The sequence below is a fragment of the Jeotgalibaca sp. A122 genome (assembly GCF_052266715.1).
Classification (GTDB): domain Bacteria; phylum Bacillota; class Bacilli; order Lactobacillales; family Aerococcaceae; genus Jeotgalibaca.
Window position 1 is genome coordinate 144,755 of sequence record NZ_JBQPRB010000005.1, and the last position, 22,495, is coordinate 167,249.

Sequence of the window (22,495 nt, forward strand, 5' to 3'; positions counted from 1 at the left end):
AATATTTTATGTGTATTAACAAAACCTGATAGGAGCGAAAATGATGTCTAAAATTATAGCGATTAATGCTGGTAGTTCTAGTTTGAAATTTACTTTATACCAAATGCCAGGAGAAGTAACAGTATCATCTGGGATTATTGAAAGAATTGGTTTGAAAGATTCCATTTTTACAATTAAATATGGTGAAGGCCAAAAATTCAATGTGGTAGAAGACATTGATAATCATGAAATTGCCGTTGAAAAATTAATGACGCAATTGAAAGATTTAGGAATTATTACGGACTTCAACGAAATTACGGGTGTTGGTCACCGTGTTGTTGCTGGTGGAGAACATTTTAAAGAGTCCACACTAATTGATGATGATGCGCTAGCTAAAATTGAAGACTTGGGCGATTTAGCACCACTTCATAACCCAGCAAATGCTACAGGGATTCGCGCTTTCAAAAAATTGTTGCCAGAAATTACAAGTGTTGCTGTATTTGATACTGCATTCCATACAACAATGCCTAAAGAAAACTATCTATACAGTATTCCAATGGAATATTATGAAGATTTTGCGGCTCGTAAATATGGTGCCCATGGAACAAGCCACCAATATGTAGCACAACGTGCAGCTGAATTGTTAGGTAAACCATTAGAAGATTTAAAAATCATCACTTGCCACTTAGGTAATGGTGCTTCCATTACTGCTGTAGATGGCGGAAAATCTGTCGATACATCAATGGGCTTCACACCATTAGCTGGTGTTACAATGGGAACGCGTTCTGGTGACATCGATGCTTCCTTGTTGCCATATTTGATGGACAAATTGGAAATCACAGATATTAAGGAAATGGTTAATATCCTAAACAAAAAATCTGGTTTACTAGGTTTGTCTGGTGTTTCCAGTGATATGCGTGATATCGAAACAGCAGCTGAAGAAGGAAATGAACAAGCACAAACTGCGTTGGACATTTTCTATAACCGTGTACAAAAATACATCGGTCAGTACGTTGCAGTTATGAATGGTGTAGACGCTATCGTCTTCACAGCTGGTATCGGTGAAAATTCCGCTCCAACACGTAAAATTATTATTGACGGTTTGACTTGGTTCGGTTGTGAAATCGATGACGAGAAAAACAATGTCCGTGGTGAAGAACGCGTTATCTCAACGGATGATTCTAAAGTTAAAGTTGTACTTATCCCAACTGACGAAGAATTAGTTATTCTACGCGATGTATTGCGTTTAGGTAATTTAGCTTAATAAAAAAGAGGCCATCTCAAAATCCGAATGAAATTCGGTTTTGAGATGGCTTTTTTAATTGGTGTTGGTAAAGGAAATGGTTGTTTGTATGCTACGTGAGACCGCCCCTTGTCTATTTTTTATTTATTTCACTATGGAGACGATGATTTTCTAAATCCGTCCTCACAACTGTAACATCACATGGTGCGTTACGAATAACATATTCAGACACCGAACCGATGAATAGTCTTTCTACTGCGTTTAGCCCCGTCGCCCCGATCATGATCAAATCAGCATGATGCTCAACAGCAATTTCCTTGGCAATCATAACTTTTGGAGAGCCATAGTCAATAATCGTTTCAATGTTCTCTACGCCACGTTCGCGTGCGATTTCTACGTAACGATCCATCATGATTTTAGTTTGGCGAATAATTTCATCAGTGAAATTCCCCTCGAAACCGGAAGGCGTTTGGATGGCCCGCGTATCAATAACATGCACGATTAATAATTTAGCATTATTTCTTTTTGCTACATGGATTGCTTTTCTGAAAGCCAGTTCCGATTCTTCTGAACCATCCACCGGTGAAAGGATTGTTTTATAATCTTCCATCATTTTAACCACTCCATTCATAAATGTTGATTACACCCTAATTGTAACCGAATTCACAAAAATTATAAAGGATTGTGTTAATTTTTAAGGAAGGCCGCTAAGCGCCAAGCAACACTTGCCGTGTAAACAGATACCACAACCAAAATAATGGCAATGAAAGGCATTGTGTCCCACACGATACCGGAAACAGAGAAAAGGGCAAAGACTAAATAAACCCAACCGTTTAATCGGCAGAAACCATTCAAGCGATGTTTTGGTTTGTTCTGCAACAACACGGAGAAAGCCTCCGATGCCTTATTAAAGAAAAACCAGGAGACAATCCCTAACAACAGGGCAAAGAGTCCCATTAAAATTTTTATCATCTGTTTTCACCTACAAAATTAAAAGCCGCTCGAATGAGCGGCTTCTAAAGTTTAATACTTTATTTAAAATTCCGGTGGTGCCGTTTTTAGTATTCTACTAGTTTTGAACCCGCGATATAAGCAGGTGGGCTCCACAAAATGTTTTCTAGTTTCCAAATGTTGTGGCTTACTATCCAAGCATTTATCAAGGATCCCAATGTAGTAATTATTTGTTCGGTCAACACATTGAGAATATATCGTACACCTCAGAACTTCTTATAAGTATAGTAGCATATCGTATTCGGTTATGCAACAAATAAACTCAAAAAAATATACCAAGAACGCACTTAAACCAGCATTGTAAGCGAGCACATCAATTATTATTTGTCAACTTATTTAACTGTTGGGCTAATGCTTGTTCGTATTTTCCGGTCACAACAGGTTTATAATAAGAAGCATTTTTGATGCTGTCGGGCAAATATTGTTGCGCAATCCAATGCCCTTCATAAGCATGGGGGTATTTGTAGGAAACCCCACGGCCCAAGGCTTCAGCTCCCTTGTAATGTGCATCTTTTAAGTGAATTGGCACTTCACCAGCATTGCCGGCACGAATGTCACTCATCGCAGCATCAATGGCTTCAATAGCTGAATTTGATTTCGGGGACAGCGCCAGATCGATCACTGCATGGGCCAAAGGAATACGGGCTTCGGGTAATCCGAGCTTCTCAGCAGCCTGGACGGCCGATACCGTCCGCGCTGCCGCTGCCGGATTGCCAAAACTAATATCCTCGTAGGCAATCACTAATAGACGCCGACAAACCACAATCAGTTCCCCAGCCTCCAAGAGGCGGCCTAAATAGTGAAGAGATGCATCTACATCACTCCCGCGAAGGGATTTTTGAAAAGCCGAAATCACATCGTAATGCGCATCACCATCTTTATCATGGACCAATGCCTTGCGTTGCAAGCATTCTTCAGCGACTTCCAAAGAAATACGCACGATTCCGTCTTCATCTTTCGGCGTGGACAAAGCTGCCAACTCCAAAGCATTCAACGAACCGCGTAAATCGCCCATCGAACTTCGGGCGAAATGAAGCAACGCATTTTCATCCATTTCAACGGACATAGCGCCTAAACCATTTACTTCGTCTGTCATTGCACGTTTAATCGCAATAACCATATCATCGATACTGAGTGGTTTCACTTCGAATATTTGCGTTCGGCTCCTAATGGCCGGACTGATACTAATATAAGGGTTCTCGGTTGTGGCCCCGATTAAAATGACTAGACCGCTCTCCAAGTGGGGCAGTAAAAAATCTTGTTTCGGTTTGTCCAATCGGTGAATTTCATCCAGGAGCAAAATAACTTGCCCGGAGAACTTCGCTTCCTCGACCACAATTTGTAAATCTTTTTTTGAATCGGTCGCAGCGTTCAATTGTCGGAATGCGGAATGCGTCGAACCCGAAATGGCACTGGCTATACTCGTTTTACCGGTACCCGGTGGTCCATAGAGAATCATGGAAGAAAGCATCTTTGCGTCCACCATACGGCGAATTATTTTATTAGGGCCAACAAGATGCTGCTGGCCAACAACTTCATCAATGTTTTTAGGGCGCATCCGATAGGCTAATGGCTTTTTCATATATACTCGCTCCTTTGTCTTCACCATTATAATCCATTCAACAAAAAGGAACAAACATTCGTTTGGTAAAATGAAGCTATCTTCTTATCAAAGTACCGGAATACAGGTATAATGAGAATAGTGAAAATTGTCGACGAAAGCGAGCAAACCGAATGAACATTAAAGAAAATATTAAACGCAGTAATTTAGAACCTTTATTTACCCAAGCAATTTTTGGGATTGAAAAAGAATCGCAACGAATTCTTGCCGATGGTACGATTACGACGACTGACCATCCCGATGAGTTCGGCAATCGGAACTTCCATCCTTATATCCAGACAGATTTCGCAGAAACCCAGATGGAGCTGGTTACGCCACCGTTAAATAGTGTCGAAGAAGTCATGAATTGGCTTGCAGCTATTCATGATGTTTCTTTGCGGACGATACCCGAAAACGAATATTTATTGCCAACAAGTTCACCACTTTTTATGCCGACAGAGGATGAAATCCATGTCGCAAAATTAGATAATGCGGATGACGTTGCCTACCGGGAGTATTTAGTGGACGTTTATGGAAAGAGAAAACAAATGGTGAGTGGTATTCATTATAATTTCGAATTCCATCCAGATTTTGTACATGCCTTGTATGAAGAACAAGCCAGCGAGATGGCCTTCAAGGACTTCCAGTCGCGTCTTTATTTAAAACTGGCCCACAATTTTTTCCGCTATCAATGGCTATTAACTTATTTATTAGGTGCTTCCATTGAAGCGAAGCCGGAATTTTTCAAAAATGAAGAAAGACCCAGTGATATTCCTGAAGGCTTGATTCGCAGTATTCGTAGTAGCCACCATGGTTATGTCAATAATGACGATGTAAAAGTTTCTTTTGAATCCATGGAAGATTATGTTCAGACGATTGAACAGATGGTTAAAGATGGAAAACTGATTGAAGAAAAAGAATTTTATTCAACAGTCCGGTTCCGCGGTGGCAAAAATGCCCGCGAAATACTCAAAAATGGTATTTCTTATCTGGAATTCCGTTTGCTGGACTTGAATCCTTTCGCTGAATTTGGTATTGAAGCCGACGACATACATTTTATACATTATTTCTTAATGTATTTAATTTGGATGGATGATGAAGCTACGGTAGCGGATTTGGAAATTGGTAAACAAATGAACTTCAACACAGCATTGGAGCACCCACACAGTAAGTCGGCTTACTATGAGGAAGGTCTTGCAATTCTTAGTGGCATACAAGAAATGTTGACACAATTGAATTTGGAAACACCAATCATTGACCAAAAAATAGCCGCTTTTAATAATCCGGAATTGACCTTGGCAGGGCAACTAGCCGCAATTTACGAAGCAGACTACACAGGTTGGGTGATCGAACAGGCAAAAGCCTACAAGAAGGCCGCTCAAGAACGACCATACGCATTACGTGGCTTTGAGACGATGGAGCTTTCCACCCAAATCCTGATTTTTGATGCAATCCAAAAAGGCTTGAAAGTCGATGTTTTGGATGTTGAGGACCAGTTCCTGTCCCTTAAATACCAAGAACATTTAGAGTATGTAAAGAATGGAAATATGACTTCTTTAGATACTTATATTTCTTCATTAGTCATGGCGAATAAAGTGGTAACCAAAAAAATATTGGCAAATAATGGCTATATTGTACCGGCAAGCAAAGAATACCATCATGTAGCGGAAGCTTTGCGCGACTATGGTCTATTTAAAGCTAAACGCTTTGTTGTGAAGCCAAAGTCCACGAATTATGGGCTGGGCATTTCTATTTTCAAAGAGGGCGCAAGTGAAGAGAATTATCGTAAAGCGATTGAAATCGCATTTGAGGAAGATTCAACTGTTTTAGTAGAGGACTTTGTTCCAGGAACGGAATATCGCTTCTTCGTAGCCGGAGATGAAACCAAAGCGGTTCTATTGCGTATTCCAGCGAATGTAATAGGAGATGGCACTCATACGATTGAAGAATTGGTTGAAATCAAGAATCAGGATCCCTTACGCGGGATGAATCATCGCACACCGTTGACCTTGATTCAGCTTGGTAAAATCGAACAATTGGCTTTGGAGGAACAGGGATATGTGATGACGGATATTCCGGCTGAAGGCACGACTGTGTATTTGCGTGATAACTCCAATATCAGCACAGGTGGCGATTCCATTGACATGACGGCAGCAATGCATGAGAGCTATAAAGAGATTGCGGTGGGGATTGCTAAAGCGGTAGGCGCGACGTTTTCAGGGGTAGATATGATGATTCCTGACTATCGTCAACCCTCAACGAAAGAGGCGCCTGGTTATGGTGTAATCGAAGCAAACTTCAACCCAGCCATGATGATGCATATTTACCCGCATGAAGGTGAAGGACAACGTTTGACATTGGATGTATTGGATTTGTTATTCCCCGAAATGAATATTAAGGGGGATCCAATATGAGAGGAATCCATAGACTCTTTGTTTTAATTGCGATGTTGGCTCTTGGTGTGGGCTATCTCTATGGGAATGGGCTTACTTTCCAAACCTTGGCTGACAATGTTCCGTTCGTTCAAATGGTCATTGTGATTTTGATAGCCGTGTATACCGGATATGTGCATATCTTTTTACATGAGTTTGGACATTATGTGTTCGGGAAAATGACTGGATACGAACTCGTCTACTTTCAAATGCCCAACTTTCGTTATGAGGTGAAGACAAAGCAGTTCAAAAAATTATCAACACGTGTACCGGGACTTATGGGGCAATGTCTGATGAAGCCACCGATAAAAGGTAACTACAATGAAAAACCTTATTTTCTTTATTTAGCGGGCGGATTAATTGTCAACTTTCTAACTGCCATGTTATTCTATTTGGGTTCATTTATCTTACCTGTTCCAATCAGTTTCACCTTATTTGCCTTGAGTTTGCCGCCGTTTCTGTTATTCCTGATGAATATTGTTCCGCTGGGTTTTACCGATGGCAGTGTGATTCGCGAAATCAGAAAATCTGAAGTTTCAAAAAAGCTGTATTTCAAACAATTAGAACTTTCCGCTTTGTTCGAGGAGGGCAAAACTTTCTCAGAAATTCCTGAGGAGTATTTTTCAGAAGTTAAGGACGGTACTTACGGCCAATCCAGATTAGGAGAATATGTTCTCTTGATTGCTTATCAACGCGCCTTATCGGAATTGAATTTTGAAAGGGCAGACCAACTATTGGGTGCTTATCAAGAAAAGTGGCATTATCTATCTTCACCTTATAGACAGATGTTAACCAGTGAGTTACTATTTTGCCATGCTATTTTTGGTAGGAAAGAAGCAGCGGAGACATTGATGGAACAGATAAAGGCTTACCCTGTTCTATTGGGATATTATAATCGATCCCGACGCACACAAGTGGCTTACAAATTTTTTGTTGAGATGAAAGTAAAAGAAGCCAAAGCCATTCTTGTCCAAAAGTCAGACACAATCGATCAAAATCTTAATGAGGCAGAATTAGCCCTACAAAAAACGCTACATGATTGGCTTGGTAGCTTCATGGGCTTGTAGGCATAATAGAAAGAAGGAAAACAAATGATTTATTTTGACCACGCGGCAACGACACCGGTCGATCCAGAGGTGGTAGCAATCATTACAGACACGTTAACCCATAATTACGGGAACCCATCCAGTCTTTATCAAAAGGGTAGGGAAGCCAGTCAAATTGTGGATGAAGCACGACGCATCTTCGCTGGTTCAATCAATGCGAAACCAATAGACTTGATTGTTACCAGTGGTGCAACAGAATCAAATAATACCGCAATTATCGCAACAGCCCTAGCGATGCAAGAAAAAGGGAGACACCTCATCACCACAGAGGTAGAGCATCATTCCGTCTTGCATCCAATGCAGTATTTGGAAACATTGGGATTTGAAGTGACCTATCTTCCGGTTGATGAAACAGGTCGCGTTACAGCTACCCAAGTAAAAAGAGCCTTGCGGGAGGATACGATTTTAGTTTCCATCATGTATGTCAACAATGAAGTGGGTAGTATAAATCCAATTGGTGAAATAGGAGCAGTGGTGGCGGAACATCCCGCTTACTTCCATACCGATGCGGTGCAAGCCTATGGAACTTTGGAAATTGATGTTGTGGCTGAACAGATAGATATGCTTTCAACGACCGCCCATAAATTAAATGGTCCCAAAGGTATAGGTTTCTTGTATCGTCGCAACGACCTACACTTACCAAATTATCTGCATGGTGGGACACAAGAGAACGATCACCGCGCCGGAACAGAAAACACACCTTATATTCGTGGTTATGCGAAGGCGGTTGAAAAGATGGTAGCAGGCCGTGATGAAAATAACGCCCACAAACTATCTTTACGGACACATTTTTTGACATCATTAAAAGAAAACAAGATAACCTATTCCCTTAATGGGAGCCCAGAGAGTGGCGTGCCCCATATTTTGAATGTTTGGTTCCCTTATTTGCAATCCGATAAATTTTTGATTCAATGTGATTTAAAGGGAATCATGATTTCTGCAGGCTCCGCTTGTACGGCAGGCAGTCTGGAACCAAGCCACGTGCTAACTGCAATGTTTGGAAAAGGACAAGCCCGAATTGGTGAGTCTGTCCGTATCTCCTTTGGCGCAGATAATACGCTTGAGGAAGTAGATGAATTTGTGGCAATGATTGCAGCCTTGCAAGAAAAATATAAAAATACCACAAAATAGTTCAGGAGGATTTCAAATGGCATATGATCAAGTAACAGGTTTAAAAGGTGCAACCAAGCAGTATCGACTTAATCCAACGGTAAAACGTTATACGTTGCGTGACCATGGATTCCAGGAAACAAAATCAGGAAACTTCCAATATGTTCGTAGCTTAAATACGGACAAAGACAATAAAACAGGTGCGTTATTAAAAATCGTTATAGCAGGTGATTTCTCAGGGTTCAAAATATCGACAACATCCGCCAACGGATTGAAAGCAATAGATGTTTATGGCAATCCGCATATGAGCCAATTGGTTGAACATTTGGAATATATCATGAACCATTTCATCGAAGAAAATATTTTCGAAAAAGCATAACGGTGAAAAAGGCTGGATTTTATCCAGCTTTTTTGTTTAATACCATAAATGACAGGGCCATTATAACGAAAAGAGGAAAATATGTGAACAATAAGAATAAAATACTTACATTAAAAGAATTCAATGAACTTTACTCCGTGGAGGTAAATTCGTTGAGAAAAGCTATGTTGAAAGATAACCTGATGGAACTCGACTACCAAGATGAGAAAGACCCTCACAGCTATAAAATCATTGCAAATGAAACACAAGAAACAGTTTTTGAAATCACAACAGATAATGATGAAAAATTCATCAGAGCCCTGATGGAGCAATTTAAGATAAAAGAACTTGAGCTCTATTACATGTGTGACTGACAAACATTATAAGTTTTAGGTTGGAAAAGTTCTTGGACGTCTGTTAGGTTTTGTTAGTCGAGCTAATCGTCGTGATTTCGCCAAAAAGCGACAATCAGGAAATGGGCGGTTAGCTAACAGTCGCGAAATCATAAAAAAAACGACGATTGGCTATTTTCTCAACAGCTAATCGTCGTTTTTGTCATAAAATTAATCAATTTATTTCACGTTCCCCCTCTTTGGTTTTCATGCTATAATAGTTCAGTAAATCACATTATAGGAGTTGAATGTTTTGGAACTTGATAATCAGGGACTCATGGGGATGATCGATAAAAATGCCATCAAGAAAACACATTTATTCGAGAATTCAATCCCGAAGTATATTGTCCGCTCCATGTTTGCGGGGATGTACTTGACAATAGGAACGGCAATCTCAGTCGTAGCAGCTGAAAAGGCCAACCATATTCATCCCGATTTAGGGAAATTTGTTTATGCGATTTTGTTCAGTTGGGCACTTATTATGATTATTTATATGGATGCTGAACTCGGAACGAGTAACATGATGTACTTAACCGTCGGGGTTAACCGCAAGACCTTGAAAGCAAGAAGAGCCCTCCAAATTCTATTAGTTTGTATATTTAGTAACTTAGTCGGTGGTGCTTTATCCGGATTATTAATCGTTCAAACGGGTCCTTTTCTGGACTTTTCTTCAAGCCATTATCTGGCGGAAACGGTCTCGGCCAAGTTGTTGAAGCCGGGATTTCAGGTCATTATTGAAGGGATATTTGCAAATATCATTGTGAATACGGCAATTATATCGTCTGCGCGTATGAAGGACGATGCTGGTAAATTGTTGGCTGTCCAATTCATTATCGCATTCTTCGCTTTCCTGGGTTACGAACACGTTATTGCGAATTTTTCATCCTTTGCAATGGTATTCTTCGCAGGTGGCGTTCCGGAAATGACGACAACGGCTGTTTTAAGTAACTGGTTCTTCGCCACTATCGGTAATTACATCGGAGGCGGATTGGTAATTGGTTGTACCTATGCTTGGTTAAACAAAGGTGAAACGGTATACTTTGATTAGCGGAGTAGGAGGGGAAATATGAATCTGAAAACAAATACGATTAAATGGCTGGCAATGGTAACCATGACCATTGACCATATTGGGTATTATGTATTTCCGGAATATATTATTTTACGCTTGATTGGTCGGCTGGCTTTTCCCTGTTTTTTGTTTACCACGATTCAAGGCGTTAAACAAACCGCCAATTTCCCTATGTATTTCTTGCGGCTCTTGGGTATGGCACTTGTCAGTGTCATCCTGATGAGTCCCATTCGTATTTATTGGAATATTCTTTTTTCGTTGGCGATATTTGCACTTTCCTTGAAGGATAAGCGGCTTTTTCTGCCAACGCTTTTTTTGAGTTATTTTACCGAATATAGCGTGTATGGCTTTTTGTTGGGCTGGGCTATAAAAATCATGCTGGATAAGGATCGAATCCAGGGGATAGTTTTTATCCTAGCCTTGCATTTGGGCCTGTATTTTGGTTCGATTCAATTTTTTGCCCTCATAGCGGTTGTTTTCATGTTGTTACCGATGGAATGGCGATTACCGAGATTTCCCAAATGGCTTGGTTATCTTTATTATCCCATCCACCAGGTTATCCTGTTTTGGCTAGGCTCCTTTATCAAATAAGTAAAGGGCTTGAAATATAAACGTTTTTAGTGTATTATCTTTATTTGTATATTAATCACTTATTTTTAAGAAGTGATTGAGAAAGAACGAAAGGAGACTGTGACAATGACAGAAAAAGAAAAGACACGAGTTGTTGTGGGAATGAGTGGTGGCGTTGACTCTTCTGTTACTGCCTTATTATTGAAAGAGCAAGGTTATGATGTGATCGGTATTTTTATGAAGAATTGGGACGATACAGATGAATTTGGATTCTGTACGGCAACGGAAGATTATAAAGACGTTCAAGCTGTTGCACAACAAATCGGGATTCCCTATTATTCTGTTAACTTCGAAAAAGAATACTGGGATAAAGTGTTCCAATATTTCTTGGATGAATATAAAAAAGGTCGCACTCCTAACCCTGATGTTATGTGTAACAAAGAAATCAAGTTCCGTGCATTCTTGGACTACGCTGTTGATTTAGGCGCCGACTATGTGGCAACGGGTCACTATGCCCAAGTTGAACGTAACGAAGATGGTACAACACGTATGCTCAGAGGGCTCGACAATAACAAGGATCAAACCTATTTCTTAAATCAATTATCGCAAGAGCAATTATCCAAGACACTCTTTCCACTTGGTGGTATGCAAAAATCTGAAGTTCGCCGCATTGCGGAAGAAGCTGGTTTGGCAACAGCCAAGAAAAAAGATTCAACGGGTATTTGTTTCATTGGTGAAAAGAACTTTACGGAATTTCTATCCACGTACTTACCAGCTCAAGCAGGCCCTATGATGACGTTGGACGGCGTAAAAATGGGCGACCATGCTGGCTTGATGTATTATACTATCGGGCAACGTAAGGGGCTGGGAATCGGGGGTAGTGGGGATTCCACTGATCCGTGGTTCGTGATCGGTAAGGACTTGGAAACTAATACATTGTATGTTGGTCAAGGTTACCACCACGAGCGTCTTTACGCAGAAAGCTTGTTTGCGACCGATGTTCATTTTACGACAGATAAAAAAATGCCAACCACATTCAAATGTACGGCTAAATTCCGTTATCGCCAAAAAGATACGGGTGTAACGGTAACGTTGAATGAAGATCAAACAGAAGCAACAGTTGTTTTCGATGAACCAGTTCGTGCCATTACACCAGGACAAGCAGTTGTCTTCTACGACGGTTTGGAGTGTTTGGGCGGCGGAACAATCGATAAAGCTTTCCAAGCGACAACAGAATTACAATATGTATAATTCAAAAAGCGTACTCCCGTAACGGAAGTACGCTTTTTGATTATTCACGTTGTACAAACTATCCAGTTTTCTGTTCTGCAAAGCTCTAGAAAATGTTATGATAGAGCATAGAGATTAACGTAGAAAGGAGATAGATGGATTGGAACTAAACGAACAACCTTATGTTGCCGGGGAAATGAAGGCTATTTTCTTTGATAACCCATCTAACTTCTATAAAGTCATCCTCGTAGAAATCGAGGAATGTAATTTTAAAACAGACAAAGATGAAATAGTAGTAACGGGAAATTTTGGTGAAATAACAACGGATACGCACTATCGCTTTGTGGGGAACGTGGTGAACCATCCGCGTTACGGCACGCAATTCCAGGCAATTAGCTATGAGCGCGAGAAACCGACCGGCAAAAATGGCATGATTGCTTATCTATCAAGTGACCGTTTCCCAGGAATCGGTAAACGAACGGCAGAAAAAATTGTCAATCACTTCGGAGAAAATACCATTGATGCTATTTTGGATGACCCAGATTCTTTGGCAGAAATCAGCGGCTTAACCAAACAAAAGCAGGAACTGATATATGATGTGCTTCAACAAAGTCAGGGTACAGAAAAAACACTGATCGAATTGGCAAATTATGGTTTTTCCAATAACTTAGCGGCAACCATCATGAATTTTTATAAAGCAGATACGCTAAAGACCATTCGTGAAAATCCGTACCAGTTGATAGAAGATATTGAAGGACTTGGCTTCCGGACAGCTGATCGTTTAGCGGAAGATATGGGTATTCCAGCGGATGATAAAAATCGTATCAAAGGAGCACTATTGGCCACAATCAATGAGCTTTGCCTTTCGAATGGGGATACTTACGTAAACAGTGACGAATTGATGGACCGCTCCTTGCAGCTGTTGGAGTCCTCACAACGTTTCTTAATAGAAGATTCCCAGTTGATTGAAGCATTGGTTGAAATGGTTCAAGACATGAAAATTATCGAGGATGAGAGACGCTTTGCACTACCATCGTTATATTTTTCCGAAGAAGGGATTGCGTCAAGCTTGGATAGATTACTGAATAATGGTAAATCCGTCCAATATCCAGGGGTAGATTTGAAGGGTGAAATTGGTGCTTTACAGGAAAAATTGGGAATCACTTATGACAATGTGCAAACAGGAGCTATTGAGAAAGCTTTAACGCATGCATTCTTCATTTTAACGGGTGGACCGGGAACAGGTAAAACAACCGTTTTGAATGGGATTGTGAAGCTTTTTTGTGAATTGAATGGCTTACCAGCTAACCCACTGGAATTTCATGATGGCATTTATCCTATTATTATGGCCGCGCCAACGGGCCGCGCTGCTAAACGCATGAACGAAATGACTGGAATTCCAAGTAGTACCATTCATCGGTTATTGGGTTTGACGGGGCAAGAAAATCCCAACGAAGAGGTTTATACGGCCGAATTGGAAGGGAAACTGCTCATTATTGATGAAGCTTCCATGATTGACACTTGGCTATTAAATCGCTTGTTGAAATCCATACCGCCTGGCATGCAGGTCATTATCGTAGGAGATAAAGACCAATTGCCTTCCGTCGGCCCGGGACAAGTCTTGCATGACTTATTAGCAAGTCAGGTCATTCCGCATATCGAATTAGAACAAATCTATCGCCAAGCGGATGGTTCTTCCATTATTCCTTTGGCACATGATATTAAAAATGGCAAGATACCGACCGATTTTCGAAACAATCAAGCAGACCGTTCTTTTTTCCCGTGTCAGGCTGCCCAGATAGAACCCTTGATCCGGATTGTCGTTGAAAAAGCCAAGGCAAAGGGCTTTACTTCAAAAGACATTCAAATTCTTGCACCTATGTACAAAGGTCCGGCTGGCATCAACGCACTCAATGCGATGATGCAGGAAATACTGAATCCCAATGAAGGGAAAAAACGCCGCGAAGTAAAACACTTCGATTTTACATATCGGGTAGGGGATAAAATACTACAACTGGTCAATCAACCGGAACTCAACGTTTTCAACGGGGATATGGGTGAAATAACCAGTATCCAATATGCCAAAGAAACCGAAGATAAAGTGGATGAAATTACAGTCCTGTTTGACGCTACCGAAGTCACTTATCAAAAAACAGACTGGAATAAATTTACACTGGCGTACTGCTGTTCTATCCACAAAGCTCAAGGTAGTGAATTTAATATGGTTATTCTCCCGATGGTGCGTCAATACGGCCGTATGCTTCGACGGAACCTGTTATATACAGCTATCACCCGCAGCAAAAATAAATTAATTTTATGCGGGGAAGAAGCGGCTTTTACTTTCGCCACCGAAAATGCGGGTGATTTAAGACGAACGATGTTGATTGAAAAGCTTTTACGGAATAAAAACAAAGATAAAAAAATATTTACCGTCGAAAAGAAAGAAGTGGCGAAGCCAGCACCAAAACCGAGTAAACCTAAAAACTTCACTTTGACGATTGATATGGTGATGGGGCAAGAAGTTGATCCCTTAATTGGGATGGACGGGACAACCCCGGAACAATTCATGAAATGAGACTGTCTAAATCATCAAAAAACCGGTCGAGCCACAAAAGCTCGCCGGTTTTTCTATTTCCATAATTTGAAAGTGGTTAAAGCATAATCCATATGATAGGCTGCTGGAGGCAACACTTCACCATCCGCTTGACCCAAAACAGGGCGGTGTAATTTGATGGTGATGTTTTTTCCGGGAATTCTCTTGAAATAGCGTGTTTTCGCATGGCTACCCGTAGTTAATAAAAGGGGCAGGAGACGCAATAAAGTCAGAAAGCTTAAATCAAATATCAGCATGACAGCTAATTCATGGTTATTACTGGCGGATTGCGGATCAATCTTGATGCCACCGCCAAAATAGGGATGATTCATTACACCCGTTACAAGAACATCGTGATAAGTATCGGTTCGACCATCAATCGTGACAGCGACCGAGTAGGTTTTTCGCTCTTTGAACGCCCCAATTATTTTGTTTAAATAAGAAGAATTCTCCAAGCCCAAAACGGAGCCCCCGTTTTTTTCACTTTTGGTATCACTGGCAAGCGCATTAACTTCAGCATCCAACCCGAAGCCCATGCTGTTAAGAGCAATCCCATCTTTGTCGTTTGTATGGTCATGGTATTTCATGCATTCTATTTCTTCAGGTTCCACAGCTTTCAGAATAGCCCGTAAGCCTTTTTTGATATCTTTAGTCAGTCCGATTGACCGAGCAAAGTCATTGCCGGTCCCGGCTGGCAGATAACCAATGGGGAGTCCACTTTTGGCTTCATTCAATCCGCTAATCGCTTCATGTAACGTTCCGTCACCGCCAATCACGATGATACGGTCAGTATCCCCATCCAAACTCTCACCGAGTTCTTGTGCTAGCTCATAAGCATGGTTGGGATATTTTGTTTGATAAAATTGAAAAGGAACTGCCTTTTCTTGCATTATTTTCTCAACATCCAGACCAATACGTTTGCCTTTTCCGGCTCCAGCATTAAAATTTGCGATGATGTGATAGCACATGTCCATAACATAACCTCTTTAAGTTAAATGATAGTTTTATTATATCAGACAAATTATGATTTGATACTTGCTAGAATGGTCAAATTTAGCTATACTAAATTCGATTGAAAAGGCCATATCGTTTGATCCCATCAGAGAGTCAGCCACAGGTGAAAGGCGACAATTCAAATGATGCTCCCTTTTTAGATACGATAGAAATATCGTCGCTACCAGCGTTACCGGTATGAAGACGTGATGATGAATGAACAACATTCCATTGCAATCAAGGTGGTACCGCGGTAAAACGCCCTTGAATGCGATGGGGTGTTTTATTTTTTCACAAGAAAAAGAAGAGGATGATGAAAGAATGAAACAATTAACCAGCAGCGAAATCCGTCAGCTGTTTCTAGATTTCTGGGCATCAAAAGGGCATAAGGTGGAACCGAGTGCTTCATTAATTCCAGTCAACGATCCGACTTTACTATGGATTAACTCAGGAGTCGCAACGTTAAAAAAATACTTCGATGGATCCATTACTCCTGATAATCCTCGTATTACAAACGCACAAAAGAGTATCCGTACCAATGATATTGAGAACGTTGGGGTTACTGCGCGCCATCATACTTTGTTTGAGATGTTGGGTAATTTCTCAATCGGGGACTACTTCAAAGAAGAAGCAATTCCCTGGGCATGGGAATTTTTAACGGATGAAAAATGGCTAGGTTTCGATCCGGAATTATTGTATGTCACTTACTACCCTGAAGATGAAGATACAAAACGTATTTGGGCAGAAAAAGTAGGTCTGGCTGACAATCATATCGTACCTGTAGCTGACAATTTTTGGGATATCGGTGCAGGTCCATGTGGCCCTGACACAGAAATTTTCTACGACCGTGGTGTTTCGTACCAAGATTTACCTGATGAAGATCCAGAAATGTACCCAGGTGGCGAAAATGAACGTTATTTGGAAATCTGGAACTTAGTATTTTCAGAATTCAATCATATGCCGGATGGCAGCTATGAGCCGCTGCCACATAAAAACGTCGATACTGGGATGGGCTTGGAGCGTGTAACATCCATTATCCAGGACGCACCGACGAATTTTGAAACGGATTTATTCATGCCGATTATCCGTAAAGTAGAAGCATTGGCTGAAGGTGTTAAATACGGTAGTGATAAAAAAACGGATATTTCGTTTAAGGTTATTGCGGATCATATCCGTGCTGTAAGTTTTGCAATCGGGGATCGCGCCTTGCCTTCGAACGAAGGGAGAGGCTATATTTTACGCCGTCTCATCCGTCGCTCGGTAATGCACGGACAAAAATTGGGTATCAACCGTCTTTTCCTGTTTGAATTAGTGCCTGTTGTTGCGGAAGTTATGAAAGAATACTACCCTGAAGTACAACGTGACCAAGATTTCATTATCAAAGTTATTACAAACGAGGAACAACGATTCCAAGAAACAATTCATGAAGGTTTGGAAATATTGCATGAAGTATTCAACGACATGTCTGAAAATGATACCACGGTTATTTCCGGTGCACATGCTTTCAAACTTTATGATACTTACGGTTTCCCGATGGAATTAACGGAAGAATATGCAGAAGAAAAAGGCTACACCGTTGATAAAGACGGCTTTAATGAAGAAATGCAAAACCAACGTAACCGTGCACGTGCAGCGCGTCAAGTTGAAGACTCTTTCTCAGTCCAGTCAGCAATTTTAGGTGATATCGTAGTAGACAGCACCTTTGTTGGCTATGACAAGACGGGCATTTCATCTGAATTAGTCGTCTTGATTGAAGATGATGAGATGAAAGAAGTTGCTACAATCGGCGAAACCGTCCAGGTTATTTTCCAGGAAACAACTTTCTATGCTGAAATGGGTGGACAAGTTGCAGATACCGGTGTGATTAAAAATCAAGATGGCGAAATTGTTGCAACTGTTAGCGATGTAAAGCGTGCGCCGAATGGTCAGCATCTTCATACAGTAGAAGTAACAGGAGATTTGCAAGCTAACCAAACCTACTTCCTGCAGGTGGATGAAAACCGTCGCCGTGCTATCACAAAAAACCATACAGCCACTCACTTGTTGCACCAAGCTTTGAAAAATGTGCTAGGGACTCATGCTAACCAAGCAGGATCTTTAGTGACGCCGAACCATTTACGTTTTGACTTTACCCACTTCGGTCAAGCGACTGCAGAAGAACTAACCGAAATGGAACGTATTGTTAACCAAAAAATTTGGGATGCATTGCCGGTTGAAACACTTGAAACAACGATTGATAAGGCAAAAGAAATGGGCGCGATGGCTCTGTTTGGCGAAAAATATGGAAATGACGTCCGTGTAGTTAACGTAGCCGGTTTCTCTGTTGAACTTTGTGGGGGCGTCCATGTTCGTAACAGCCAAGATATTGGTATATTCAAGATTCTTTCCGAATCAGGGATTGGTGCGGGTGTCCGTCGTATCGAAGCAATCACAGGTCAAGCTGCTTATGAATACTTCCGTCAAAAAGAAGAAGAATTAATGGCCGCAGCCCAAGCATTGAAAGCACAACAAACGAAAGAAGTTGTCGGTAAAATCGATGCGTTGAAACAGGAGCTCAGAGAATCCGAATCTGAAAAAGATTCTCTTCGTTCAAAATTGTTGGCTGTTGAATCTCAAAACATTTTTGCAGATATCAAAGAAGCTAACGGCATTACCTTCATCACATACCAAACAAAGAATCAAGGTATGAATGATTTACGTGAAATAGCTGATCAATGGCGCCAAAAAGCTGTCAGCGACGTTTTTGTAGCTGCTTCTGAAATGGATGGTAAAGTAAGCTTATTGGCGGCTGTAGCAAAAGATAAAATTTCCCAAGTAAAAGCTGGTGACTTGATTAAAGAAATCGCACCACTAGTAGGCGGCGGCGGTGGCGGTCGTCCCGATATGGCACAAGCAGGCGGTAAAAACCCAGCTGGCATTCCTGATGCTTTAGATCGTGTCGGTACATGGTTAGCTGAATGATAATGTTTTCATAAGTTTACCTGATTGGGTTGTAGTTTTGGGTCAAGTTTTGTAAAATAAGGGTATCATAGAAATTGGGGTGTCTGTATGAATTCAAAAGATGAAACAATGCTATTCAACCTCGGCGGCCGTGACAGTAAAAACATCAAAGATACCTTGACGATTGTGTATCAGGCGCTCGAAGAAAAAGGTTATAACCCAATTAACCAAATTGTGGGCTTTTTACTATCAGGTGATCCTGCTTACATTCCACGCCACAATGATGCCAGAAATTTGATTCGTCACTTTGAAAGAGATGAAATCATGGAAGAACTACTGCGTAGCTATCTTTCGATTGATAAGAGTGACCAATAAATGAGGATTATGGGACTTGATGTCGGATCTAAAACTGTTGGTGTGGCTGTCAGTGATTTGTTGGGCTGGACCGCTCAAGGAATAGAAATTATTCGCATTGACGAAGCAGCAGGACAGTTTGGTCTTGAACGATTAAAAGAATTAATCGCAACTTATGAAGTTACAAAAGTTGTTATAGGTTTACCAAAAAACATGAATAATTCGCTCGGTCCACGGGCAGAAGCGTCAATGGCGTATGGTAAACTTGTAGAAGCTGAAACAGGGTTACCGGTGGACTATGTGGACGAACGACTCACAACCGTACAGGCTGAAAAAATGTTGATAAACGAGGGAAATGTTTCTCGTAAAAAACGCAAAAAGGTCATCGACAAGTTGGCCGCAGTAATTTTGCTGCAAAATTATTTAGATTCACATTCTTCATACTAATATTAAGAGGTGCTAAGATGACAGAACATAATCACGATCATAACCATGATCACGACCATCACGACCACGAACATATCACAATTGTGGATGAACACGGTAACGAAGAACTTTACGAAATCTTATTTACATTTGATTCCGAAGATTTTGGAAAATCATACGTACTCGTATATCCTGCTGGAATTCCTGAAGGGGATGAAGTAGAATTACAAGCTTTCTCATATGTTGAAAATGCAGATGGAACTGAAGGCGATTTGGAACCAATTGAAACTGAAGCAGAATGGGATATGATTGAAGAAGTTCTAAACACGTTTATCGAAGACGAAGAAGAGTAATATAAGCGTAAAATAAAGGGGCCGGAGTATACTCTGGCCTCTTTAGTCATGTACACATTAACTAAAAGATATGATAATAAGTTCATTTTTTTAATGTTATCATGTATAATGATTTGAGTTATAGGACAGAATGACTAAACGACGCTAAATGAGGAGGTTAGATTTTGGTAGATAAAGATACCAATCAACCTGAAGATTCTCAGGAAATAGAGATTTCTGAAAGAGTGAAAGCGAGTCAATCAAACGATGACCGGTATGCAGTAAGAAATAAAGAGAATTCATTGATCCGGAAGATTGTCTTTTCAATTATCTTTATAGTGTTCCTTTTGATGTTAATTATCGGTGTTGTGGGATACAACTACATAACAACAGCGCTGGAACCCATGAATACTGAAGAAACGGATACTGTGGAAGTTGAAATACCGATGGGCACATCAACTTCAGGAATTGCAGATATTCTTGAAGAAAAGGGTATTGTCAAAGACGGAACAGTTTTCAATTATTACATGAAAACTAAAAATGTATCTGAATTTCAAGCTGGATTTTATCAAGTGGCACCTGCAATGGACTTAGATGAAATTATCGAAGTTCTGGAATTGGGGGGAACGGCTACACCGATTTCTGAAGATTACAAAATCCTCGTGCGTGAGGGTGCGACAATTGAAGAAATCGCGGAAGAATTTGCTGCCAAAACGGAGTATTCAGAGCAAGATTTCCTGCAAACCATTAATGACGAAGCCTTTATCGCTTCCATGATTGAAAAATATCCCAACGTCATTACTGACTCGGTAAATAATGAGGATATTATTTATAATCTTGAAGGTTACTTATTCCCAGCTACTTACGATTATATGTCTCATTACGAACCGGAAGATATGATTGAAGTCATGATTGAAAAGAGCAATGAAATACTCAAAAAGTATAATAAAAAAATTCAGGAGAGCGATTACTCGCTTCATGAAATTTTGACAATCGCTTCTTTGGTTGAAAAAGAAGGAGTCGATTACGAAGATCGTCAAATGATTGCGGATGTTATTTACAACCGCCTGGATGAAGGGATGCCCATTCAATCCGATGTCAGCATCCTATATGCACTAGGGAAGCACCTTGAATACGTATCGATTAAAGATACTGAAGTGGAATCTCCCTATAACCTTTATACTAATAAAGGATTTGGACCAGGGCCATTCAATAGTCCCAGCGAAGAAGCAATACAAGCAACTTTGAATCCAATTGATACAACGTATCTGTATTTCTTGGCTGATTTGGAGACGGGAGAAGTTTACTTCTCAGAAACCTTTGAACAGCATCTTGAATACCAAGAATTATATATTAAAGAACCGAATGAAGAATAAGACATGAGAAATAGAGAGGAAGCCGACACCGTGAAAAAGCCTATTGTAATCGGAGTAACAGGAGGGTCGGGCAGTGGAAAAACGAGTGTAAGCCGTGCGATATTCGAGAATTTTTCTGATTTATCGATTCTGCTGTTAGAACAGGATTATTACTATAAAGATCAAAGCCATTTACCATTTTCCGAACGACTTAAAACAAACTATGATCATCCTTTTGCTTTCGATAATGATCGTTTTATCGAAGATTTGGAAAAGTTGATTAATCGGGAAGCCATTGATCAACCCGTGTATGATTATACTAATCATACACGCAGCTCACAGACCATTCATCGTGAGCCAAAAGATGTCATTATTGTGGAAGGTATTCTCATTTTAGAAGATGAAAGATTAAGGAACTTGATGGATATAAAGGTTTACGTTGATACCGACGATGATATTCGGATCATCCGTCGTATAAAACGAGACATTGAAGAGCGTGGGAGAACATTGGACAGTGTTATTGAACAGTATCTGAATGTTGTTAAACCGATGCATCATCAATTTATAGAACCTACTAAAAAGTTCGCCGATATCATCATTCCTGAAGGCGGCAAGAACCAAGTTGCTATCGATTTAATGACTACAAAAATTGCCTCCATATTGACAAAGTGAGATTGTAAGGCTATCTTTATAATAATAAATTATTTAGATATTGCATTTATAACGATAAAGTGGTATTTTATTACCATTGTTAGCATCTCAGAAAGACTAATAGAAATGAACTCAAACAGGTATCTGCCCATTAACAGATGCCTGCTTTGTTAAATTTAAGTACTGCCAGTGGTTAAATCAGGTACCACCATTTCCTATTAGGCTTCATGAATAGAAAAAGAGGAGAATAAGATTATGATTGAAAAAGTTTATCCAATGACGATAGAAGGAAAACGCAAGCTGGAAGAAGAACTTGAAGATTTAAAAACAAACAAACGAAAAGAAATTGTTGAACGTATTAAAATTGCAAGAAGCTACGGAGATTTGTCAGAAAACTCCGAATATGAGTCTGCAAAAGATGAGCAAGCATTTGTGGAAGGTCGTATTTTAACACTTGAGAAAATGATTCGTTTTGCCGAAATCATTGACGATAAAAATGTTGAGGCAGATGTTGTATCTTTAGGAAGAACAGTGACATTTGTTGAACTACCTGATGAAGAGGAAGAGTCTTATTCAATCGTCGGTAGTGCTGAAGCAAATCCGTTATTAGGAAAAATTTCCAATGACTCCCCAATTGCCAAAGCGTTGCTAGGGAAACGCGTCGGTGATGAAGTTTCAATCGCTACTCCAGGTGGCGATATGAAAGTTAAAATCGTTAGCGTAACAGTTTTATAAAACGTTAGAGGCCATT

At 40.4% G+C, this 22,495-nt stretch carries 21 protein-coding genes and 1 other RNA gene; 17 read left to right on the top strand and 5 right to left on the bottom strand.

The window, feature by feature from the left end; genetic code table 11:
* Positions 1-43: 43 nt before the first annotated feature.
* A complete protein-coding gene (locus tag ACTU7M_RS07360; RefSeq protein WP_443473737.1) occupies positions 44-1,243 on the top strand; it encodes an acetate/propionate family kinase in 1,200 nt (399 codons plus the stop codon).
* A gap of 112 nt (positions 1,244-1,355) precedes the next feature.
* Here the strand turns inward: ACTU7M_RS07360 and ACTU7M_RS07365 are convergent, their stop codons facing one another.
* The 4 genes from ACTU7M_RS07365 to ACTU7M_RS07380 all read right to left on the bottom strand — a co-directional run bounded on the left by ACTU7M_RS07365 (position 1,356) and on the right by ACTU7M_RS07380 (position 3,815).
* Entirely contained in the window at positions 1,356-1,835 is a 480-nt protein-coding gene (locus ACTU7M_RS07365) for a universal stress protein (protein WP_443473738.1), read from the bottom strand.
* Between the two features lie 74 nt (positions 1,836-1,909).
* Complete coding sequence (locus tag ACTU7M_RS07370) at positions 1,910-2,194, bottom strand: hypothetical protein (protein WP_443473739.1); 285 nt, start codon at positions 2,192-2,194, stop codon at positions 1,910-1,912.
* A 64-nt stretch (positions 2,195-2,258) separates the two neighbouring features.
* Positions 2,259-2,449, bottom strand: a non-coding RNA gene (gene ssrS, locus ACTU7M_RS07375) — 6S RNA.
* Between the two features lie 97 nt (positions 2,450-2,546).
* Positions 2,547-3,815: a replication-associated recombination protein A gene (locus ACTU7M_RS07380; protein WP_443473740.1), complete on the bottom strand. Its 1,269-nt coding sequence runs from the start codon at positions 3,813-3,815 to the stop codon at positions 2,547-2,549.
* 152 nt (positions 3,816-3,967) lie between these two features.
* On the opposite strand from ACTU7M_RS07380, the gene gshAB reads away from it, so the two are divergent.
* The 9 genes from gshAB (at position 3,968) to recD2 (ending at position 14,675) form a co-directional block, all read left to right on the top strand.
* Positions 3,968-6,247, top strand: a complete 2,280-nt coding sequence (gshAB, locus tag ACTU7M_RS07385; protein WP_443473741.1) for a bifunctional glutamate--cysteine ligase GshA/glutathione synthetase GshB — start codon at positions 3,968-3,970, stop codon at positions 6,245-6,247.
* Positions 6,244-7,332, top strand: a complete 1,089-nt coding sequence (locus ACTU7M_RS07390) for a hypothetical protein (RefSeq protein ID WP_443473742.1) — start codon at positions 6,244-6,246, stop codon at positions 7,330-7,332. The genes gshAB and ACTU7M_RS07390 overlap by 4 nt, the downstream gene beginning before the upstream one ends.
* A 24-nt stretch (positions 7,333-7,356) precedes the next feature.
* Entirely contained in the window at positions 7,357-8,502 is a 1,146-nt protein-coding gene (locus ACTU7M_RS07395) for a cysteine desulfurase family protein (RefSeq protein ID WP_443473743.1), read from the top strand.
* 16 nt (positions 8,503-8,518) lie between these two features.
* Positions 8,519-8,860 (top strand): cysteine desulfurase, encoded by a 342-nt coding sequence (locus ACTU7M_RS07400; RefSeq protein ID WP_443473744.1) that lies wholly within the window; start codon positions 8,519-8,521, stop codon positions 8,858-8,860.
* 152 nt (positions 8,861-9,012) lie between these two features.
* Positions 9,013-9,213, top strand: coding sequence for a hypothetical protein (locus ACTU7M_RS07405; protein ID WP_443473745.1), 201 nt, complete (start codon positions 9,013-9,015; stop codon positions 9,211-9,213).
* A gap of 271 nt (positions 9,214-9,484) precedes the next feature.
* Positions 9,485-10,279, top strand: a complete 795-nt coding sequence (locus ACTU7M_RS07410; protein WP_443473746.1) for a formate/nitrite transporter family protein — start codon at positions 9,485-9,487, stop codon at positions 10,277-10,279.
* Between the two features lie 18 nt (positions 10,280-10,297).
* Positions 10,298-10,891 carry a TraX family protein gene (locus ACTU7M_RS07415; RefSeq protein WP_443473747.1) on the top strand — a complete coding sequence of 198 codons (594 nt, stop codon included), beginning with the start codon at positions 10,298-10,300 and terminating at the stop codon, positions 10,889-10,891.
* Positions 10,892-10,996: 105 nt separating this feature from the next.
* On the top strand, positions 10,997-12,121 hold the full coding sequence (mnmA, locus tag ACTU7M_RS07420; protein WP_443473748.1) for a tRNA 2-thiouridine(34) synthase MnmA: 1,125 nt from the start codon (positions 10,997-10,999) through the stop codon (positions 12,119-12,121).
* A gap of 139 nt (positions 12,122-12,260) precedes the next feature.
* Positions 12,261-14,675, top strand: coding sequence for an SF1B family DNA helicase RecD2 (gene recD2 / locus ACTU7M_RS07425; RefSeq protein ID WP_443473749.1), 2,415 nt, complete (start codon positions 12,261-12,263; stop codon positions 14,673-14,675).
* Positions 14,676-14,728: 53 nt separating this feature from the next.
* Here the strand turns inward: recD2 and ACTU7M_RS07430 are convergent, their stop codons facing one another.
* The gene (locus tag ACTU7M_RS07430) at positions 14,729-15,667 is read right to left on the bottom strand and encodes a diacylglycerol/lipid kinase family protein (RefSeq protein ID WP_443473750.1); all 939 of its coding nucleotides are present in this window, start codon (positions 15,665-15,667) and stop codon (positions 14,729-14,731) included.
* Positions 15,668-16,007: 340 nt separating this feature from the next.
* Between ACTU7M_RS07430 and alaS the strand changes: the two genes are divergently transcribed.
* From alaS to greA, 7 genes are all read left to right on the top strand, one after another.
* Complete coding sequence (alaS, locus tag ACTU7M_RS07435) at positions 16,008-18,647, top strand: alanine--tRNA ligase (RefSeq protein WP_443473798.1); 2,640 nt, start codon at positions 16,008-16,010, stop codon at positions 18,645-18,647.
* An 87-nt stretch (positions 18,648-18,734) separates the two neighbouring features.
* Positions 18,735-19,001 carry an IreB family regulatory phosphoprotein gene (locus tag ACTU7M_RS07440; protein ID WP_443473751.1) on the top strand — a complete coding sequence of 89 codons (267 nt, stop codon included), beginning with the start codon at positions 18,735-18,737 and terminating at the stop codon, positions 18,999-19,001.
* On the top strand, positions 19,002-19,427 hold the full coding sequence (gene ruvX, locus ACTU7M_RS07445; RefSeq protein ID WP_443473752.1) for a Holliday junction resolvase RuvX: 426 nt from the start codon (positions 19,002-19,004) through the stop codon (positions 19,425-19,427).
* A 17-nt stretch (positions 19,428-19,444) separates the two neighbouring features.
* On the top strand, positions 19,445-19,759 hold the full coding sequence (locus ACTU7M_RS07450) for a DUF1292 domain-containing protein (protein ID WP_443473753.1): 315 nt from the start codon (positions 19,445-19,447) through the stop codon (positions 19,757-19,759).
* Positions 19,760-19,923: 164 nt separating this feature from the next.
* On the top strand, positions 19,924-21,114 hold the full coding sequence (gene mltG, locus ACTU7M_RS07455) for an endolytic transglycosylase MltG (RefSeq protein ID WP_443473754.1): 1,191 nt from the start codon (positions 19,924-19,926) through the stop codon (positions 21,112-21,114).
* A gap of 3 nt (positions 21,115-21,117) precedes the next feature.
* A complete protein-coding gene (gene udk / locus ACTU7M_RS07460; protein WP_443473755.1) occupies positions 21,118-21,765 on the top strand; it encodes a uridine kinase in 648 nt (215 codons plus the stop codon).
* Positions 21,766-21,999: 234 nt separating this feature from the next.
* On the top strand, positions 22,000-22,479 hold the full coding sequence (gene greA, locus ACTU7M_RS07465) for a transcription elongation factor GreA (protein WP_443473756.1): 480 nt from the start codon (positions 22,000-22,002) through the stop codon (positions 22,477-22,479).
* The last annotated feature ends 16 nt before the right edge of the window (positions 22,480-22,495 follow it).

Bases quoted from the DNA above. Each gene is read 5' to 3' on its own strand.
- ACTU7M_RS07360 (WP_443473737.1), top strand. From the start codon at position 44: ATGTCTAAAATTATAGCGATTAATGCTGGTAGTTCTAGTTTGAAATTT.
- ACTU7M_RS07365 (WP_443473738.1), bottom strand. From the start codon at position 1,835: ATGATGGAAGATTATAAAACAATCCTTTCACCGGTGGATGGTTCAGAA.
- ACTU7M_RS07370 (WP_443473739.1), bottom strand. From the start codon at position 2,194: ATGATAAAAATTTTAATGGGACTCTTTGCCCTGTTGTTAGGGATTGTC.
- ACTU7M_RS07380 (WP_443473740.1), bottom strand. From the start codon at position 3,815: ATGAAAAAGCCATTAGCCTATCGGATGCGCCCTAAAAACATTGATGAA.
- gshAB (WP_443473741.1), top strand. From the start codon at position 3,968: ATGAACATTAAAGAAAATATTAAACGCAGTAATTTAGAACCTTTATTT.
- ACTU7M_RS07390 (WP_443473742.1), top strand. From the start codon at position 6,244: ATGAGAGGAATCCATAGACTCTTTGTTTTAATTGCGATGTTGGCTCTT.
- ACTU7M_RS07395 (WP_443473743.1), top strand. From the start codon at position 7,357: ATGATTTATTTTGACCACGCGGCAACGACACCGGTCGATCCAGAGGTG.
- ACTU7M_RS07400 (WP_443473744.1), top strand. From the start codon at position 8,519: ATGGCATATGATCAAGTAACAGGTTTAAAAGGTGCAACCAAGCAGTAT.
- ACTU7M_RS07415 (WP_443473747.1), top strand. From the start codon at position 10,298: ATGAATCTGAAAACAAATACGATTAAATGGCTGGCAATGGTAACCATG.
- mnmA (WP_443473748.1), top strand. From the start codon at position 10,997: ATGACAGAAAAAGAAAAGACACGAGTTGTTGTGGGAATGAGTGGTGGC.
- ACTU7M_RS07430 (WP_443473750.1), bottom strand. From the start codon at position 15,667: ATGGACATGTGCTATCACATCATCGCAAATTTTAATGCTGGAGCCGGA.
- alaS (WP_443473798.1), top strand. From the start codon at position 16,008: ATGAAACAATTAACCAGCAGCGAAATCCGTCAGCTGTTTCTAGATTTC.
- ACTU7M_RS07440 (WP_443473751.1), top strand. From the start codon at position 18,735: ATGAATTCAAAAGATGAAACAATGCTATTCAACCTCGGCGGCCGTGAC.
- ruvX (WP_443473752.1), top strand. From the start codon at position 19,002: ATGAGGATTATGGGACTTGATGTCGGATCTAAAACTGTTGGTGTGGCT.
- ACTU7M_RS07450 (WP_443473753.1), top strand. From the start codon at position 19,445: ATGACAGAACATAATCACGATCATAACCATGATCACGACCATCACGAC.
- udk (WP_443473755.1), top strand. From the start codon at position 21,118: ATGAGAAATAGAGAGGAAGCCGACACCGTGAAAAAGCCTATTGTAATC.
- greA (WP_443473756.1), top strand. From the start codon at position 22,000: ATGATTGAAAAAGTTTATCCAATGACGATAGAAGGAAAACGCAAGCTG.